General features: G+C 70.8%; 16 protein-coding genes. 6 read left to right on the top strand and 10 right to left on the bottom strand.

The window, feature by feature from the left end; all coding sequences use genetic code 11:
• Window positions 1-41: 41 nt before the first annotated feature.
• Window positions 42-1,271, bottom strand: a complete 1,230-nt coding sequence (locus OHS18_RS39350; RefSeq protein ID WP_328614215.1) for a YbiU family protein — start codon at window positions 1,269-1,271, stop codon at window positions 42-44.
• Between the two features lie 89 nt (window positions 1,272-1,360).
• On the opposite strand from OHS18_RS39350, the gene OHS18_RS39345 reads away from it, so the two are divergent.
• Window positions 1,361-2,479, top strand: a complete 1,119-nt coding sequence (locus OHS18_RS39345) for an ROK family transcriptional regulator (RefSeq protein ID WP_328614214.1) — start codon at window positions 1,361-1,363, stop codon at window positions 2,477-2,479.
• A gap of 216 nt (window positions 2,480-2,695) precedes the next feature.
• Here OHS18_RS39345 and OHS18_RS39340 read toward each other — a convergent pair whose 3' ends face one another.
• On the bottom strand, window positions 2,696-4,459 hold the full coding sequence (locus OHS18_RS39340; RefSeq protein WP_328614213.1) for a glycoside hydrolase family 2 protein: 1,764 nt from the start codon (window positions 4,457-4,459) through the stop codon (window positions 2,696-2,698).
• Between the two features lie 123 nt (window positions 4,460-4,582).
• Between OHS18_RS39340 and OHS18_RS39335 the strand changes: the two genes are divergently transcribed.
• Entirely contained in the window at window positions 4,583-5,860 is a 1,278-nt protein-coding gene (locus OHS18_RS39335) for a glycosyltransferase family 4 protein (RefSeq protein ID WP_328614212.1), read from the top strand.
• Between the two features lie 264 nt (window positions 5,861-6,124).
• Here the strand turns inward: OHS18_RS39335 and OHS18_RS39330 are convergent, their stop codons facing one another.
• From OHS18_RS39330 to OHS18_RS39320, 3 genes are all read right to left on the bottom strand, one after another.
• Window positions 6,125-6,253 carry a hypothetical protein gene (locus OHS18_RS39330; RefSeq protein ID WP_328614211.1) on the bottom strand — a complete coding sequence of 43 codons (129 nt, stop codon included), beginning with the start codon at window positions 6,251-6,253 and terminating at the stop codon, window positions 6,125-6,127.
• Window positions 6,250-6,822, bottom strand: coding sequence for a class I SAM-dependent methyltransferase (locus OHS18_RS39325; RefSeq protein WP_328614210.1), 573 nt, complete (start codon window positions 6,820-6,822; stop codon window positions 6,250-6,252). The genes OHS18_RS39330 and OHS18_RS39325 overlap by 4 nt, the downstream gene beginning before the upstream one ends.
• A gap of 151 nt (window positions 6,823-6,973) precedes the next feature.
• Window positions 6,974-7,432 carry a nuclear transport factor 2 family protein gene (locus OHS18_RS39320; protein WP_328614209.1) on the bottom strand — a complete coding sequence of 153 codons (459 nt, stop codon included), beginning with the start codon at window positions 7,430-7,432 and terminating at the stop codon, window positions 6,974-6,976.
• Between the two features lie 98 nt (window positions 7,433-7,530).
• On the opposite strand from OHS18_RS39320, the gene OHS18_RS39315 reads away from it, so the two are divergent.
• On the top strand, window positions 7,531-8,064 hold the full coding sequence (locus OHS18_RS39315) for a TetR/AcrR family transcriptional regulator (protein ID WP_328614208.1): 534 nt from the start codon (window positions 7,531-7,533) through the stop codon (window positions 8,062-8,064).
• Here the strand turns inward: OHS18_RS39315 and OHS18_RS39310 are convergent.
• Window positions 8,055-8,921, bottom strand: coding sequence for a hypothetical protein (locus OHS18_RS39310; RefSeq protein WP_328614207.1), 867 nt, complete (start codon window positions 8,919-8,921; stop codon window positions 8,055-8,057). The two genes, OHS18_RS39315 and OHS18_RS39310, sit on opposite strands and share 10 nt — an antisense overlap.
• 10 nt (window positions 8,922-8,931) lie before the next feature.
• Window positions 8,932-9,423 carry a sigma-70 family RNA polymerase sigma factor gene (locus OHS18_RS39305; protein ID WP_328614206.1) on the bottom strand — a complete coding sequence of 164 codons (492 nt, stop codon included), beginning with the start codon at window positions 9,421-9,423 and terminating at the stop codon, window positions 8,932-8,934.
• Between the two features lie 172 nt (window positions 9,424-9,595).
• Between OHS18_RS39305 and OHS18_RS39300 the strand changes: the two genes are divergently transcribed.
• Entirely contained in the window at window positions 9,596-9,760 is a 165-nt protein-coding gene (locus OHS18_RS39300) for a hypothetical protein (protein ID WP_328614205.1), read from the top strand.
• A gap of 27 nt (window positions 9,761-9,787) precedes the next feature.
• On the opposite strand, the gene OHS18_RS39295 is transcribed toward OHS18_RS39300, so the two are convergent.
• From OHS18_RS39295 to aceA, 3 genes are all read right to left on the bottom strand, one after another.
• Window positions 9,788-10,336, bottom strand: a complete 549-nt coding sequence (locus OHS18_RS39295; RefSeq protein ID WP_328614204.1) for a DUF899 family protein — start codon at window positions 10,334-10,336, stop codon at window positions 9,788-9,790.
• Window positions 10,337-10,471: 135 nt separating this feature from the next.
• Entirely contained in the window at window positions 10,472-12,079 is a 1,608-nt protein-coding gene (gene aceB, locus OHS18_RS39290) for a malate synthase A (protein WP_328614203.1), read from the bottom strand.
• Window positions 12,080-12,171: 92 nt separating this feature from the next.
• Entirely contained in the window at window positions 12,172-13,449 is a 1,278-nt protein-coding gene (gene aceA / locus OHS18_RS39285) for an isocitrate lyase (protein ID WP_328443822.1), read from the bottom strand.
• 229 nt (window positions 13,450-13,678) lie between these two features.
• Here aceA and OHS18_RS39280 point away from each other — a divergent pair, with 229 nt between their 5' ends.
• On the top strand, window positions 13,679-15,103 hold the full coding sequence (locus OHS18_RS39280) for a short-chain fatty acyl-CoA regulator family protein (protein WP_328443824.1): 1,425 nt from the start codon (window positions 13,679-13,681) through the stop codon (window positions 15,101-15,103).
• Window positions 15,104-15,147: 44 nt separating this feature from the next.
• Window positions 15,148-16,404: a threonine ammonia-lyase IlvA gene (gene ilvA, locus OHS18_RS39275; protein ID WP_328614202.1), complete on the top strand. Its 1,257-nt coding sequence runs from the start codon at window positions 15,148-15,150 to the stop codon at window positions 16,402-16,404.
• Window positions 16,405-16,408 lie beyond the last annotated feature (4 nt).

Raw genomic sequence — 16,408 nt, 5'->3', positions numbered from 1 at the left:
CTCCGCCGTGCCGGGGCGGTGGCCGCCCGCCCCGGCACGTTTCACAACCCGAGCTGGGCGCGTCCGACATCATTGAGATCGTCGACCGAGGCGCGGCCGGTCCAGTTCACTTCGTAGTCTTCCGGCGCGAAATCGCCCGGGCTCTTGCCGGCCAGGAATGCGCGGCCGCACCTTTCGGCGTACGCGGCGTTCTTCGCGCAATGCGGGCTCGCCGGGATGTACATGACGTTTCCCCAGCGATCCGGATTGGTGCCATCGGCGACGGCGTGGATGACGTCGCCGTGCCACCAGACTGTGTCGCCCGGTTCGACGGCGGGGATCGAGGTCAGCGCGGGCAGCAGGTCGTCGTGGTATTTGTCGCTGACGGGCAAGGCCTGGCCGTTGGCCGCGCCGCAGAGGTCGTCGTCGGGGATGTCGTCCTGAAGGGCGCGAAGCAGGACGTACGCGATAGCCGACGGGATCGGCACCACCTGCAGGACGCCGTCGCCCGGTCGCATTTCCGACAACGCCGTCCAGCCCTGGAAGGTCCGGAAAGCCGAGCACATGACTGTGGACGGGAACTCGTCGACTTCGGTGCGGTGGGCGCCGTCCCACGGGTCGTACTTCTGCCAGTTTCCGGCGAAGACGTGGCGGAACACCTGCTGGTAGGCGGGCAGTAGCCAGCGTTCGACCGAACCGGAGTCGGTGTGGGCCGACAACCCGAGCGACGCCGAGCCTGGCGCGCGGCGGCGGATGCGGTCGGGGTAGGTCGTGTCGCGATCGGGGTCGAACCAGATGCGGCCTTCGGATTCGTGCCGCCAGAAGGAGTTGAGGAATCGCCGGACGGCGACCATGTGCTCGTGCTGGCGAGCTTGGATCTGCGGCTTCGACCAGTAGACCGGGTAGATCTGCGGCTGGCCGGACGCGAGCCCGGCGAAGACGTCGTCGGCCGGGCCTTGGTAGGTGCCCGCGAAGTCGTTGCCGGCGAGGTACGCGGCGAGCTCGGCGTCCCAGCCTTCGGCCGTTTCGCGCGCGAAGGTGCCCTTGACGACGGCGCAGCCGCGTCGCCGGACAGCGTCCACGGTTCGCTGCGGCACGGTCTCGTCGGCGATGTCGCGGAACCGGACAACGGGGAAGGCTTCCTGGTCGGCGGCCACGGCGTCGACCTCCCGCCGCATCCACTCCCGGACTTCGGCGAACGCGCCGGCGACGTCGCCGACCCGGGCGCGCAGTTCGCTCTTGGTCCGCGTGATGGCCTCGGACATGTTCGCCGGCAGTTCTGTGGTGGTCATCGGTGCCCTCCGCGATCTTTTGGTTAGGGCTCCTTACTAGAATGTCCTCGCTACGGTAACCCCGTCCCTTCCCGGCCACAAGAGGTGCGATGTCCGACCCCGACCGGCCGCTCCCGCGCCTGGCGATGCTGCGGGCCATGACCGACCGCGCGGTGCTCGACCACGTCTTCGTCCACCAGCGGACCACGCGCGCCGAACTGGCCGCGACCACCGGGATCTCGAAGCCGACCATCTCCGAGTCCGTCCGCCGGCTGGAGACGGCGGGTGCGCTGCGGGCCACCGGCACCGACCAGACCGGCCGCCGCGGGCGGATCGCGACGTTCTACGAACTGGCCGAGGACGCCGGACGCGTCGTCGCCGCGGAGGTCAACCAGCAGGGCATCCGCACGGTGACGGCCGACCTGACGGGTGCGGTCCTGGCGACCGGCCACCACTCACCGGATGGTCGCCCGATGACCACGGCGGTCCGCGCGGCCGTCGCCGCCGCGAGCGACGGCGGGCCGGGGCCGATCCGCGCGACGGCGGTCTCGGTGGCCAACCCGGTCGACCCCGTGACGCACGAGGTCGTCGCGCTGCCCGGGTCGCCGTTCCCGGAGGGGACGATCCGGGCCGGCGAGCTCGGCCGGGACGTCCTGCTCGACAACGACGTCAATTTTTCGGCGCTCGCCGAACGCCGGGAAGGCGCGGCGCGGGACGCGAAGAGCTTCGCCTACGTCTATGTCGGGGCCGGGCTCGGCGTCAGCCTGTACGTCGGCGACCAACTGGTGCGCGGCGCGCACGGCCTGGCGGGCGAAATCGGCTACCTGGACAGCTCCGGCGCGACGCTCGCCGAGGCACTGGCCGGCCAAGGTTTCGGCAGGCCGGACGCGCCGTCGCTGGACGTCGACAGAATTCTGACCACACTCGACCGGGCGGCCGAGGGCGATGCCGTGGCCGTCGAGCGGCTACGGCTGCTCGGCGCGACGCTCGGCCGGGCCGTGGCCGCGATCTGCACCATCGTCGACCCGGACGTCGTCCTGCTGGGCGGCCCGGCCGGCAGCCGCCCGGGACTCGTGGCCGAAATCCGGCGGACGGTCACCGCGGCCGCGTCGGGCCCGGTCCGGGTGGAGGCGGGCGCGGTGACGGACTCGGCGGCCCTGCGCGGGGCGCTGTTGTCCGCCCTCGACAACGGCCGCGACGCCCTGCTCGCGGTCGTCGCCGAGACCTAGCCACGATCGCGGCCTCCGGTTGCCGAAAAGCGGACGACCGCCGACGACATCCGGACAGTCCGAAAGTCGGACGTCGGCCGGGGACGGCACGGCGGGCAGGCAGGCAGGCATTGCCGAATGGCGGACGACCGCACGGCGGGCAGGCGGCACGACGGCACGACGGGCCAAGACGAACGACAGCTCGGCGGCGGCACGGTGTGCGGCCGTTGCCGGAAATCAGCCGGAACCCGCGTCGATCACCGCGCGGACGCGCTTCGCCACGATCGCCGGGTCGACTTTCAGCACCTGGCGGTCGTACGTCAGCAGGCCGTTGACCTCGTTTTCGACGTCGGTCATCTGGGTGTAGATCGCGCCGGACAGGCCGCGCTCCGCGACTACTCGCTCCAAGCGGACGCTCACCTCCGCGTAGCACTCGGTGAGCCGCTCCGACGTCAGTGTCATCTCGTACGCGTTCGGCGGGCCGGGCCAGCGGTGGTCGTCGAGGACCAGGCCGAGGCCGCCGTACTCGCCGTCGACGATCGCGCGAGCGTCGTGGACCGTCGGCTCACCCGGGCCGACGTACGTGTGGTCGTCGTAGACGTCACCCGCGCCGGTGTCAGGACGTGAGAAGCAGCAGTTGACGCCGCTGTTCGCGATCACCAGCCGGGACGGGTCGAGGGTCTTGACCAGTTCCGCGACACGGGCCGTGTCGTACTCGCCCCAGCCCTCGTTGAACGGCACCCAGCCGACGATCGACGGGACCGCGCGCAGCTGTGTGATCATTTTGATCAGTTCGGCTTCGAACCGCTCGCGTGCCTGGGGGACCGGGTCCGGCGCGATGCCGGGCGGGCCGTCGAATGACACCGTCAGCGACGGCATGTCCTGCCAGACGACCAGCCCCAGCTTGTCGGCCCAGAAGTACCAGCGGGCCGGCTCGACCTTCACGTGTTTGCGGACGAAGTTGAAGCCCAGCTCTTTCGTCTTTTCGAGGTCGAAGCGCAACGCGTCGTCGGTCGGGGCGGTCGAGATGCCGTCGGGCCAGTAGCCCTGGTCGAGCGGGCCGTGGAGGAAGGTGATCCGGCCGTTGAGGGCGATCCGCGGCCGGCCATCGGCGTCGGGGACCAGGCCAATCGTCCGGAGGCCCGCATAGGCGCCGACCTCGTCCAGGACCGCGCCGTGGTGGTCGAGGAGCCGGACTTCCAGGGTGTAGAGGTGCGGGTCGTCGGGCGTCCAGAGGCGTGGTTCGGGAACGTCCACGCGCACCGACGTCCCCGCCGCGCCCGAGCCGCGCGCCACCTCGCCGCCTGTGGACGAAAGGACGACCACGACCTCGTCGCCGCCCGTGACCTGCGGGAACACCGTCACGCCGGTGAGGTCCGGGGTCAACTCCAGCCGTTCGACGCGGGCCGCGGGCACCGGCTCGAGCCAGACCGTCTGCCAGATGCCCGACGACGCCGTGTAGCAAATTCCGCCAGGCGCGTTGCGCTGCTTCCCGACCGGGAAGGGCTCGATGTCGGTGCGGTCCTCGGCGCGGACGGTCAGCTCCTGTGGGCCCGCCGACCGCAGGACGTCGGTGATGTCCGCGCTGAACGCCGTGTAGCCGCCCTCGTGGGTCGCGACCAGCTGGTTGTTGACCCAGACCTGGGCATTTTGATCGACCGCGCCGAAGTGCAGCAGGACACGGTCGCCGCGCCAGTCGTCCGGGATCTCGACGAGGCGGCGGTACCAGAGGACCTCGTCGCGCCGGCCGATTCCGGACAACGCCGACTCCGGCGGGAACGGGACCAGGATCCGCTCGGCGTAGCCCGACGGCCGGGGCTCCGTCGCGGCCGCCGGCCAGCCCGCGTACTCCCAGACGCCGTTGAGGTTCAGCCAGCGAGGCCGGGTCAGCTGGGGTCGCGGGTACTCGGGCAGCGCGTTGTCCGGGCCGACGTCACCGGACCACGGGGTCGGCAGGACGGGGTCGAGCCGCCGCCAGCCGGTGTCTTCGGGAGCAGTCATCCCGGCCGATGATGACAGAGCCGCGCCCGCGAGCCAGTGATCGATGTCACATCGAAGTGGGCTCGCGGGGCCGCGTTCCCCGGGCTCCGTCGAGGCCATGCGACTCGCGAGTAACCTCTGCCCATGCGTGTGCTGATGCTGTCCTGGGAGTACCCGCCCGTGGCCATCGGTGGCCTGGCCAGGCACGTGCACGCGCTCGCCTGTCACCTGGCCGAGCAGGGTCACGAGGTCGTCGTCCTGTGTCGGCACGCCGCCGGGACCGACGCCGGGACGCACCCGCGCACCGACCGCGTCGTCGAGGACGTGCGGATCATCCGGGTCGCCGAAGACCCGATGCATGTGACCTTCGAGCGCGACCTCGTCGCCTGGACCCTCGCGATGGGGCACGCCATGGTCCGCGCCGCGCAGGACCTGCTGCGGAGCTGGCAACCGGACGTCGTCCACGCGCACGACTGGCTGGTCGCGCACCCGGCCATCGCGATCGCCGAGGCCGCGCGGGTGCCGCTGGTCGGCACGGTCCACGCCACCGAGGCCGGCCGGCACTCCGGCTGGCTGTCGCACCCGCTGAACCAGCAAGTTCACTCGGTCGAGTGGTGGCTGGCCAACCGCGCGGACGCCGTGATCACCTGCTCGCAGGCCATGCGCCGCGAGGTCGCGCACCTCTTCGAGATCGAGGCCGGCGACGTCACGGTGATCCACAACGGCATCGAAGAACGCGGCTGGCAGGTGCCGGCCGACGAAATCGCCCACGCGCGCAAGGCCTACAGCCCGGCCGGCGCGCCACTGTTGCTCTATTTCGGCCGGCTCGAATGGGAAAAGGGCGTCCAGGACCTGCTGGCCGCACTCCCCCGCATCCGACGTCGCCACCCTGGCACGCGGGTGGTCGTCGCCGGAAAAGGACGACACTTCGACGAGCTGGTCGAGCAGTCGCGGAAGCTACGGGTGCGGCGCGCGGTCGACTTCGTCGGGCACCTGTCCGACCGGGACCTGCGTGCGGCGCTGGCCGCGGCCGACGCCGTCGTCCTGCCCAGCCGGTACGAGCCGTTCGGGATCGTCGCGTTGGAGGCGGCGGCCGCGAAGGCGCCGCTCGTGGCGTCGACCGCCGGCGGGCTCGGCGAGGTCGTCGTCCACGGCGAGACCGGGCTGGCGTTCAGTCCCGGCGACGTCGGCGCGCTGGCCGACGCGGTGACAGCGGTGCTGAACGACGCGGACGCCGCGGCGCGGCGGGCCCAAGCCGCGCAGGCACGGCTGGCCGCCGACTTCGACTGGGGCCGGATCGCCGAGGCGACCGTCGAGGTCTACCGGCGCACGAAGCCGGGCGAGCCGGTGGAGCTGCCCCGGCCGAAGATCGCCACCGGCAACGCGTTCGAACCGGTCGCGGCCGGGATCCCGGAACTGTAGGTACCGGCCGGCTCAGAAGTGGCGGACCTGGACGCGGTCCGGGCGCGCGGCGGGCGAGGCCGTAGCCGCGGCGGCGACGGACGCGAAGGCGATAAGGGCCACTAGAGCGACGAGGACGGCGCTCAACCTGCTGGTCATCGGGACTCCTCGGGGAGCAGTGGCGCGATGGGCACCACGCTGCGAGCATCCGCGCCACCTCCCGGCGAAACAATAGGGAGAACACCACGGGCGGCTACGCAATCGCCTTCCGTGACCGGTTCGCCGTCAGCGGACGCCGGTCAGGATCCGGACCCGGACGCGTTCACGCAGGGGGCCGTGGGGCTCGATCGCGCGCCGGACGCGCTCGGTGAACTCCGGCCTCGCCGCCGGGGCCGGGAGCTGCTCCGGGCTCATCGCCGAAACACGCCACCCACGATCTCCTCGACGGTGAGCGTGGCCGAGTAGTCGACAACCCGCAGGTCGACGGCATATCCCGCGGCCGAGAGCGCCTCGCGGTAGCGCTCCTGGCTCGACGCGTCCGTGCCGCACGTCCGGTGCAGCGGGACGCCGACATGGTCGGCCATGAGCTGTCGTAGCGCGGCCGACCACGGGGTGTCCTGGAGCCACAGCGGCTCGCCGTTGGTCACCACGGCGACACCGCCGCCCGCGCGCAGGAGCGGGCGCGCCGCCGCGAACAGCCGCTCGTGGTCCATCCAGTGCAACGCCTGCGCCACCGTCACCGCGCCCAGCCGACCGGGACCGAGGGCCTTCGTCAGGGCACCGAGGTCGGTGTCCGCGCCGAGCACCCAGCCGATGTTCGGCTCGGCCGTCGCCCGGCGGGCTTCGGCCAGCATGTCCGGTTCCGGGTCCATGCCCAGCACGGCGCCGACGCGCGGCGCCAGGACCCGTGAGGTGGCCGGTGCCGCAGCCGAGGTCGAGAACGACGTCGTCGCGCATGAGACCAAAGACCCTGACCAGGGCATCTGCGACTTCGGGCGGGTAGCCGCGGCGGAACCGCTGGTAGTAGTCGCTCACTTCGCCGCCGAACGCCGGTGCCGTCATGACCCCGAGGATGCCGACGGAACCGTCCGAGCGGGCGAGTTCCGCTCACGGCGGACCGTGGGCGAAAGACGGCTAGAAGACCGGCAGCAGGACGCCGTGCTCGGACTCGGGGCGCGGGCCGAAGATGCGGCGGTCGGCCTCCGCGATCGGGACGTCGTTGATGCTCGCCTCGCGGCGGCGCATCAGGCCTTCGTCGCTGAACTCCCACAGCTCGTTGCCGTAGCTGCGGTACCACCGGCCGTCGGCGGTGCGGGACTCGTACTGGAAGCGGACGCCGATGCGGTTACCGCGAAACCCCCACAGCTCCTTGCGCAGGGCGTAGTCCAGTTCACGCTCCCACTTCGCGGTCAGGAACTCGACGATCCGCGCGCGGCCGACGACGTGCTGGTCTCGATTGCGCCACACCGAATCCTCGGTGTAGGCCAGCGAGACGCGCTCCGGGTCGCGGGTGTTCCACGCGTCCTCGGCCGCCTGGACCTTCTGGCGGGCGGTGTCCTCGTCGAACGGCGGGAACGGCGGGCGCGGGGCCATGGACGTCTCCTTCCGGGACCGGAACCGAGAGAACGTCCGTTCTCCCGGCCTCCCGCTAGAATAGAGAACGCCCATTCTCCGCACCAGAGGCAGGTGACATGGATCCCACGGAGGCGACCGACCGGCTGCTGGAAGCCGCCGAAGAACTCTTCTACGCCCACGGCGTGCAGGCCGTCGGAATGGACGCCATCCGCGCGCGCTCCGGCGTCTCGCTCAAACGGCTCTACCAGCGCTTCCCGGCCAAGAACGACCTGGTCGAGGCCTACCTCCTGCGCCGAGATGAACGCTGGCGGCGGTCGTTGCGCGAATTCGTCCACGCCCGCGGCGACGACCCGCTCGCCGTCTTCGACTGGCTGCACGACTGGTTCCGCGAGCCCGGCTTCCGTGGCTGCGCGTTCGTCAACTCGTTCGGCGAGTTCGGCGAACCGGCGCCCGGGATCGCCGCCGCGATCCGCAAGCACAAGGACGAACTGCGGGCCTACCTGCGTGGTCTCGTTCCTGACCACGGCGTCGCCGACCAGCTGTTTTCGCTGGTGGAGGGCGCGACCGTGCTCGCCGCGATCACCGGTGACCCGGGCGAGGCGAGCACGGCCCGTGCGGCCGCGAAGGTCCTCCTCGCCGCTCAGGGGTAGAGCGTCAACCCCGGGTCGAGTGCCACCTCCGTCAGCTGGGCGAGGCTCAGCGGCGGCGCCGGCATCTCGGGCTCGCCGTCCAGTTTCGCGCTTCCGGCGACGTTCTGTGCCTCCACGATGACCCCGGTCCCGTCGGGCTTGGTGACCGTCGAGCGGTCGACCGTGGGACCGCCGGGGCTCGTCATCGTCGATTCGACGACGATCTCGCCGTGCGGCCCGGTCGTCTTGGAGCACGACCCCGTCATGTCGTTCGGCGGGTTGGAGCACTCGGTCGGGGGGCCGTTGACGCCACCGAGCCGGGTCACCATGGCCCAGACGTTGCCCCTCCGCGGCCCGTCGGCCGTCGTCGCCGCGGCCATGAAGTAGTCCTCACCGCCGCTGCACACGCCGCCGTCTTTCAGCACCGGCGCGGAGAACACGTGGTAGAAGGTCAGCGGCCCGTGCTGGGTCCCCTTCGGGTATTCGCCCTCGGCGTGCGCGGTCAGCTGCGTCCCCGCGGCGACTCGCTGCTGGACGGCCGCCTTCAGCACCGGCGTGAGCCGGGTGGCGACCACGGCCGGGTTCTGGCTCAGCGGCGGCCCGGTCGGCCGCGGGTCGAACCCGCACGATGCGGGGGTCTGCGGCGCCGACGGCGTGCCACTCGCGCCGGGGACCACCGCCGTCCCACCGGCGCCGCCGGGCACGAACACCAGCGCCGCGCCGACGGCCACCGCCGCGACGCCCGCACCGGCCGCGGTCCACGGGTTCGCCACCCTGCGGACCCGCGCACGGCGGCGTTCCCGGTCCAGCACCGCATCGACGTCCACAGTGGACAGCGGGACGGCGCCGATCGCCTCGTCGAACAGTTCCTTGCTCATGTGCCCTCCCTCAGTTCCGGCCCGCGGCGATCAGCACGCGCAGGGTGTCGAGCCCGCGCGCGGTCTGGCTCTTGACCGTCCCGGCGGAGCAGTCGAGGACCTCGGCCGTCTCCTCGATGGAGAGGTCGCAGTAGTAGCGCAGGACCACGGCCGCCCGGCGCCGCGGCGGCAGCGCGTCGAGCAGTTCGAGCAGGCCGAGGCGGGCCACGACGTCGTCGCTCGGCAGCACCGCGGGCTCGGGCACGGTCTCGGCCGGCTCTTCGCGCCGCCACGCCCGGCCCTTCTCGTCCAGCCACGTCCGCACGAGGATCCGGCGCACGTACGCGTCGAGGAACTCCATCTGCCGGGCCCGCGGCCAGTGGCGGTACAGCTTCCCGATCGTGATCGACACCAGGTCGTCCGCGAGGTGCCAGTCCCGGCAGAGCAGGTACGCGGTGCGCCGCAGGCCCTCCATCCGGGCCGTGACGTAGTCGCGATACCCCGTTTCGTCCGAACGTCTCACTCGTCCTCCTCGTCGCCTTCCACTCTGTCCAACCGGGCCGGACGCCGGTGGGGTTGCCCCGGATCGCCGCGAATTCCGTGAGCGGACAACTTCCGCTCACGCCGGCCCCGTTCCAGGAGGCGGAAAGTCCATCGACCGCGAGGATCGATCCGATGAGAAAACCGATCACCGCGTGCTCGGCGCTCCCGCCGCCGAGGCCGCGACGCCGGTCAAGATCACGTTGCTCACCGGCGACCAAGTGCTGGTCAGCGGCCCGGACGTGCGGGTGCTGGCCGCGCGGCGGGAACACGGTGCGGCAGACCGTGCTCCGGGCGTACGCGGTGCAGTGACGTCGTGAGCGGTGCGACCGGGCCGGTCGCACCGCTCACTCGTGGCAGCAGCTGAGCTGTTCGTCCCAATCCGGACCACGGCCGCGCGGGGTGAGGTCGAACAGGCTCCACACCGGCTCGATCGTCCCGGCGTGGCGCGGGTCCTGGCCCGGTTCGGCCGGCTCGTACAGCAGCTCAGAGCCCCAGAAGTGGCGGATCCCGTCGTCGCCGCGGTGGAAGACATTGAGCACCGGCCGTGGGCTGCCGTCCTCGACTTCGGCGTGATAGTCCCGGCTGAAGGTGGTGCCCACGCACGAGAACAACCGCAGTCGGCGCCAGCCTCGTTCGGCGGCGAACGTCAGCAGGTGCTCGATGGGTGCTCGTGCGACAACGGCGAAATCGGCGTGGGGCGAAAGCTGCTCCATCGCGCCGTCGAGCTGGTCGAGCAACGCCGTGCAGGGCGGGCACGGACCTTGCACGAGGGTCAGGCGCGCGCTGTCTCCCGATTTCGGACCAGGGCGGTCGTCGGTGGGGTCGCGCGGGAACATGTAGTGGTAGACGACCAGGGTGTCGTTGCCTGGCGAGAACAGGTCCGACAGGCGCACTTAGGGTAGGCCGAAACAAACGAAACCGGTCCGACGGCGGGGAGCCACCGCCGTCGGACCGGTTCCGGACCACACCATCCCAACAAGGGTGTGGTGCCGACGGTCCCTCGTCAGGTAGGGACCGTCGGAGCCCTGCTACCGGGCGTCCGTGAGGTACCGCGCGTAGGCACCGGTGGTGAGGAAGCTCGGCAGTTTCTCGCCGAGCGCGGTCTCGGTGAAGATCTTGTACGCGTCACCCAGGCGATTGCCGTCGCCGAGTTCCGCGCGCACCGACGCCAGCTCGTCGTCCAGGAACTCCACCGCCAGTTCGCGGGTGAGCGCGGTGCCGTCCTCGAGCTTCGTACCGTTGCGGATCCACTGCCAGATCTGGCAGCGCGCGATCTCCGCGGTGGCCGCGTCTTCCATCAGGTTGTGGATCGCCGCCGCGCCGGTGCCGCGCAGCCACGCGTCGACGTAGCGCAGCGCGACGTTGATGTTCGCGCGGACACCCGCTTCGGTGACCTCGCCGCCGGCACTCGCGACGTCCAGCAGGTCTTCCGCGGTGACGTCGACGTCCTCGCGCAGCTTGCCGAGCTGGTTCGGCCAGCCGCCGAGCACGCCGTCGAAGACCTCGCGGCAGACCGGGACCAGACCGGGGTGCGCGACCCACGAACCGTCGAAACCGTCGCCGGCCTCGCGTTCCTTGTCGGCGCGGACCTTGTCGAGCGCGGTCGCGGTGACCTCCGGGTCCTTGCTCGGGATGAACGCGGCCATACCGCCGATGGCGTGCGCGCCGCGCTTGTGGCAGGTCCGCACCAGCAGCTCGGTGTAGGCCCGCATGAACGGCACGGTCATGGTGACCTGCGCGCGGTCCGGCAGCACGAAGTCGGCGCCGTGCTCGGCGAAGTTCTTGATCATGCTGAAGATGTAGTCCCAGCGCCCGGCGTTCAGGCCCGCCGCGTGCTCGCGCAGTTCGTAGAGGATCTCGTCCATCTCGAACGCGGCGGTGATCGTCTCGATCAGCACGGTGGCGCGGATCGTGCCCCGCGGGACGCCGAGTTCGCGCTGCGCCAGCAGGAAGACGTCGTTCCACAGCCGCGCTTCGTGGTGGTTCTCGAGCTTCGGCAGGTAGAAGTACGGGCCGACGCCGCGGGCCACCAGCTGGCGGGCGTTGTGGAAGAAGAACAGGCCGAAGTCGACCAGGCTCGCCGACACCGGACGGCCGTCGATGCGGATGTGCTTCTCCACCAGGTGCCAGCCGCGCGGCCGCGCGACGATCGTCGCGGGGTCGTCGCCGATCGTGTACTGCTTGCCGGCTCCAGTCGTGAAGTCGATGTTGCGGCGGATCGCGTCGATCAGGTTGAGCTGGCCGTCGATCACGTTGTGCCACGTCGGCGACGTCGCGTCTTCGAAGTCCGCCAGCCACACCTTCGCGCCCGAGTTCAGCGCGTTGACCGTCATCTTGCGGTCGGTCGGACCGGTGATCTCGACGCGGCGGTCTTCCAGGCCCGGCGCGGTCGGCGCGACGTTCCACGACTCGTCGTCGCGGATCCGGCGGGTCTCGGGCAGGAAGCCGAGCGGGCGCTCCCCCGACTGCAGCTCCTCGCGGCGCACACGGCGGGCGTCGAGCAGCTCGCGCCGGCGGCCGGCGAACGTGTTGTCGAGCTTGGCCAGGAAGTCGAGTGCCGCCGGGGTGAGGATTTCGGCGAACCGGCCCTCGACCGGCCCGGTGACCTCGATGCGGTAGTTCAGTCGATCAACCATGGGGTGCCTCCGCGAGCAGAGCTGTGCAGGGAAGGGAAGTGGGGGGTCGCGGGCCGGCGGCGCAGGGGGACGCCGCCGGCCCGCGAAGTGCGTCAGAACTGGGCTTCCTCCGTGGAACCCTTCAGCGCCGTGGTGGAGCTGGTCGGGTTCAGGGCGGTCGCGACCTGGTCGAAGAAGCCGGTGCCGACCTCGCGCTGGTGCTTCGTGGCGGTGTAACCACGGGCCTCCGACGCGAACTCGCGCTCCTGCAGGTCGACGTAGGCGGTCATGCCCTCGCGGGCGTAACCGTGCGCCAGGTCGAACATCGAGTAGTTCAGCGCGTGGAAGCCGGCCAGCGTGATGAACTGGAACTTGTAGCCCATGTGCCCGAGCTCGCGCTGGAACTTCGCGATCGTGGCGTCGTCCAGGTGCTTCTTCCAGTTGAACGACGGCGAGCAGTTGTAGGCCAGCATCTGGTCCGGGAACTTCGCCTTGATCGCCTCGGCGTACTTGCGCGCCACCTCGAGGTCCGGCTTCGAGGTCTCCATCCAGAGCAGGTCGGCGTACTGGGCGTAGGCCAGGCCGCGCTCGATGCACGGGTCGATGCCGTTGGTGACCTCGTAGAAGCCCTCGGCGGTGCGGCCGCCGGTGAGGAACTTCTGGTCACGCTCGTCGACGTCGCTGGTCAGCAGCGTCGCGGCCTGCGCGTCGGTGCGGGCGACCACGAGGGTCGGCACGTCGAGGACGTCGGCGGCGAGGCGGGCGGCGTTCAGCGTGCGCTCGTGCTGCTTGGTCGGGATCAGCACCTTGCCACCGAGGTGGCCGCACTTCTTCTCGGACGCGAGCTGGTCTTCCCAGTGCACACCCGCGGCGCCGGCGGCGATCATGCCCTTCATCAGCTCGAACGCGTTGAGCGGGCCACCGAAGCCCGCTTCCGCGTCGGCGACGATGGGGGCGTACCAGTCGATGTCGGTGTTGCCCTCGGCCCAGTTGATCTGGTCGGCGCGGCCCAGCGCGTTGTTGATCCGGCGGACCACGGCCGGCACGGAGTTGGCCGGGTAGAGGCTCTGGTCGGGGTAGGTCTGGCCGGCCAGGTTGGCGTCGGCCGCGACCTGCCAGCCGGACAGGTAGATCGCCTGCAGGCCGGCGCGGACCTGCTGGACGGCCTGGTTGCCGGTGAGCGCGCCCAGCGCGTGGATGTAGTCCTCGGTGTGCAGGAGGTCCCACAGCTTCTCCGCGCCGCGACGGGCGAGGGTGTGCTCTTCGACGACGCTGCCGCGCAGCTTGACGACGTCCTCGGCCGAGTAGGAGCGCTGCACGCCCGCCCAGCGGGGGTCGTTCGCCCACTTCGCGGTCAGCTCCGCGGCCGCCTGCTTGGCCTGTTCGGTCATCGGACTCTCCCGGTGTTGCGAAGTTTGCGATTGCTCGCCTTGCTTGGCCTGACCCTTGCACGGCAGGGGAAATCCGATCCAGTCGTCCAATTTGCCAATTTGTGCGAAGGGTACGTACGCTCTTTGCAAAGGTTGCGAATCGCTGGTTCGCAACAGCCACGAAAATCCGCGTTCTTGACCGTTCACGTAACCGTTCAGGGCAGGAAACCTTCCGGAAAGGCGGGCACGGATGGAGAAGACTTTCGCCGGAGCGCGGCTGCGGCACCTCCGCGAAAGCCGGGCGATGAGCCAGGCCGACCTCGCCCGTGTGCTGGAGATCTCACCGAGCTACCTCAACCAGATCGAGCACAACTCGCGCCCGCTGACCGTGCCCGTCCTGATGCGGATCACGCAGGCGTTCGGCGTGGACACCGAGTTCTTCGCCAACAACGACACGTCCCGGCTGGTGGCCGACGTCAAGGAAGCGCTGCTCGACGAAGCCCTCGGCGTCGACGTGACGACGAGCGAGCTGAACGAGCTGGCGACGAACCTGCCGGCGATCGCCCAGGCCCTGGTCAAGCTGCACCGCAGCTACCGCAACGCCGTCGAGAACACTGCCGCGCTGACCACCGAAAACGGCCTGGGCCTGCACGGAAGCGCGGCGTCGGCGTTGCCGCACGAGGAGGTGCGCGACTTCTTCTACGAGCGCGAGAACTACGTCGCCGAGCTGGACGAACGCGCCGAGAAGATGGCGGCCGACATCCCGTTGCAGCGCGGCCAGGTGCTCAGCGCGCTGAAGGACTGTCTTTCCCAGCGCTACGGCGTCGAAGTGACCAGCGACGGCATCGACGAAGCCGCCGGACAGCAGCACCGATACGAGCCGCTGAGCCGGACGCTGCGGCTCGCGCCGAGCCTGCGCGTCGGGCAGCAGGCGTTCCGGATGGCTTCGCAGATTGCCCTGCTCGAGTACGACGACCTGATCACCGAACTGGCCGACTCGTGGGCGTTTTCCGGCCCCGCCGCGCGCTCGCTGGCCCGCGTCGGCCTGGCGAACTACTTCGCGGGAGCGCTGATCCTCCCCTACGGACCGTTCCTGGCCGCGGCCGAGCGCTTCCGCTACGACATCGAGCGGCTGTGCGACCACTACGGCGTCGGCTTCGAGACCGTTTGCCACCGGCTGTCCACCTTGCAGCGGCCCAAGCACCGCGCGGTGCCGTTCTCCTTCGTGCGCGTCGACCGGGCCGGGAACATGTCGAAGCGGCAGTCCGCGGCCGGCTTCCACTTCTCCCGCGTCGGCGGCGCCTGTCCACTGTGGAACATCTACGAGGCGTTCACCCAGCCGGGCAAGATCCTGACGCAGATCGCGACGCTGCCCGACGGCAAGAGCTACTTCTGGATCGCGCGGACGATTTCGCGCAACATCGGCGGCTACGGCAGCCCGGGAAAGACGTTCACCGTCGGCCTGGGCTGCGAACTGCGGCACGCCGGGCGGCTGATCTATTCGACGGGCCTGGACCTGGACGAACCGGCGGCGGCCACGCCGATCGGGATGGGCTGCAAAGTCTGCGAACGCCCGGCCTGCTCGCAGCGCGCGTTCCCGACGATCGGCAAGCAGCTCACGGTCGACGAGAACACCAGTACGTTCGTCCCGTATCCGGCCGTGCCCAAGGGGTAGGGGCACCCGGTCGGGTTCCGCGCGCGAGTCGTAGATTCAACCAGGTGCACGACATCGACACGGTGACCGCGGCGACCATCGAGAAGGCCGCCGAGCGGCTGGCCGGGGTGGTGACCCGCACGCCGCTGGAGCCGAGCGCGCGGCTGTCGTCCCGGGTGGACGCGCAGGTCTGGGTGAAGCGCGAGGACCTGCAGACCGTCCGGTCGTACAAGATCCGCGGCGCCTACAACTTCATCGTCCAGCTCGACGACCCGACGCGCGCGCTCGGCGTCGTCTGCGCGAGCGCGGGCAACCACGCGCAGGGCGTCGCGTACGCGTGCCGCCGCCTCGGCGCGAACGGGCGCGTGTACGTCCCGGGGACCACGCCACGGCAGAAGCGCGAGCGCATCGCGACGCTCGGCGGCGCGCACATCGAGGTCATCGTCGTCGGCGAAACGTACGAAGACGCCTTCGCGGCCGCCACCGAGGACGCCCTGCGCACCGGCGCGACGCTGGTGCCGGCGTTCGACGACGTCCGGACCGTCGCCGGTCAGGGGACGGTGGCGCTGGAGGTGATCGAGCAGCTCGGCTTCGTCCCCGACGTCGTGGTCGTCCCGGTCGGCGGCGGCGGGCTGCTCGCGGGCGTCGGCAGCTTCCTGCGGGAGCGGCACCCCGAGGTCCGGATCGTCGGCGTCGAACCGGCGGGCGCGGCCTGCATGGCGGCGGCGCTTTCCGCGGGGCACCCGGTGCGGCTGCCCGAGCTCGACACGTTCGTCGACGGCGCCGCGGTGCGCATCGCCGGCAGCGTCACCTACCCGCTGATCCGTGAGAGCGGCGCCGAGCTGACGTCGGTCGCCGAAGGCGCGATCTGCACCGAAATGCTGGCGATGTACCAGTCGGACGGCATCATCGCCGAGCCCGCGGGCGCGCTCGCCGCGACGTCGCTCGGCACGGTCGTCGAGATCGAGCCCGGCCAGACGGTCGTGGTCGTGGTCTCCGGCGGCAACAACGACGTCAGCCGCTACAGCGAGATCCTGGAACGCTCGCTGATGCACGAAGGGCTGAAGCACTACTTCCTGGTCGGGTTCCCGCAGGAGCCGGGCGCGCTGCGGCGGTTCCTGGAGCAGGTGCTCGGCCCCGAGGACGACATCACGCGCTTCGAGTACGTCAAGCGCACCAACCGCGAGATGGGGCCGGCGCTGGTCGGCATCGAGATCCCGCGCTCGGCCGACCTGTCGGGACTGCTGGAGCGGATGGACGCGAGCCCGCTGCAGGTGGAGCGGATCGAGCCCGGGAGCCCCCTCTTCCACTTCCTGCTCTGAGCCC

It is taken from the genome of Amycolatopsis sp. NBC_00355 (assembly GCF_036104975.1).
In the GTDB taxonomy this organism is placed as follows: domain Bacteria; phylum Actinomycetota; class Actinomycetes; order Mycobacteriales; family Pseudonocardiaceae; genus Amycolatopsis.
Note: the sequence above shows the minus strand (reverse complement) of the source record. Positions and strands in the feature narration are given on the sequence as shown.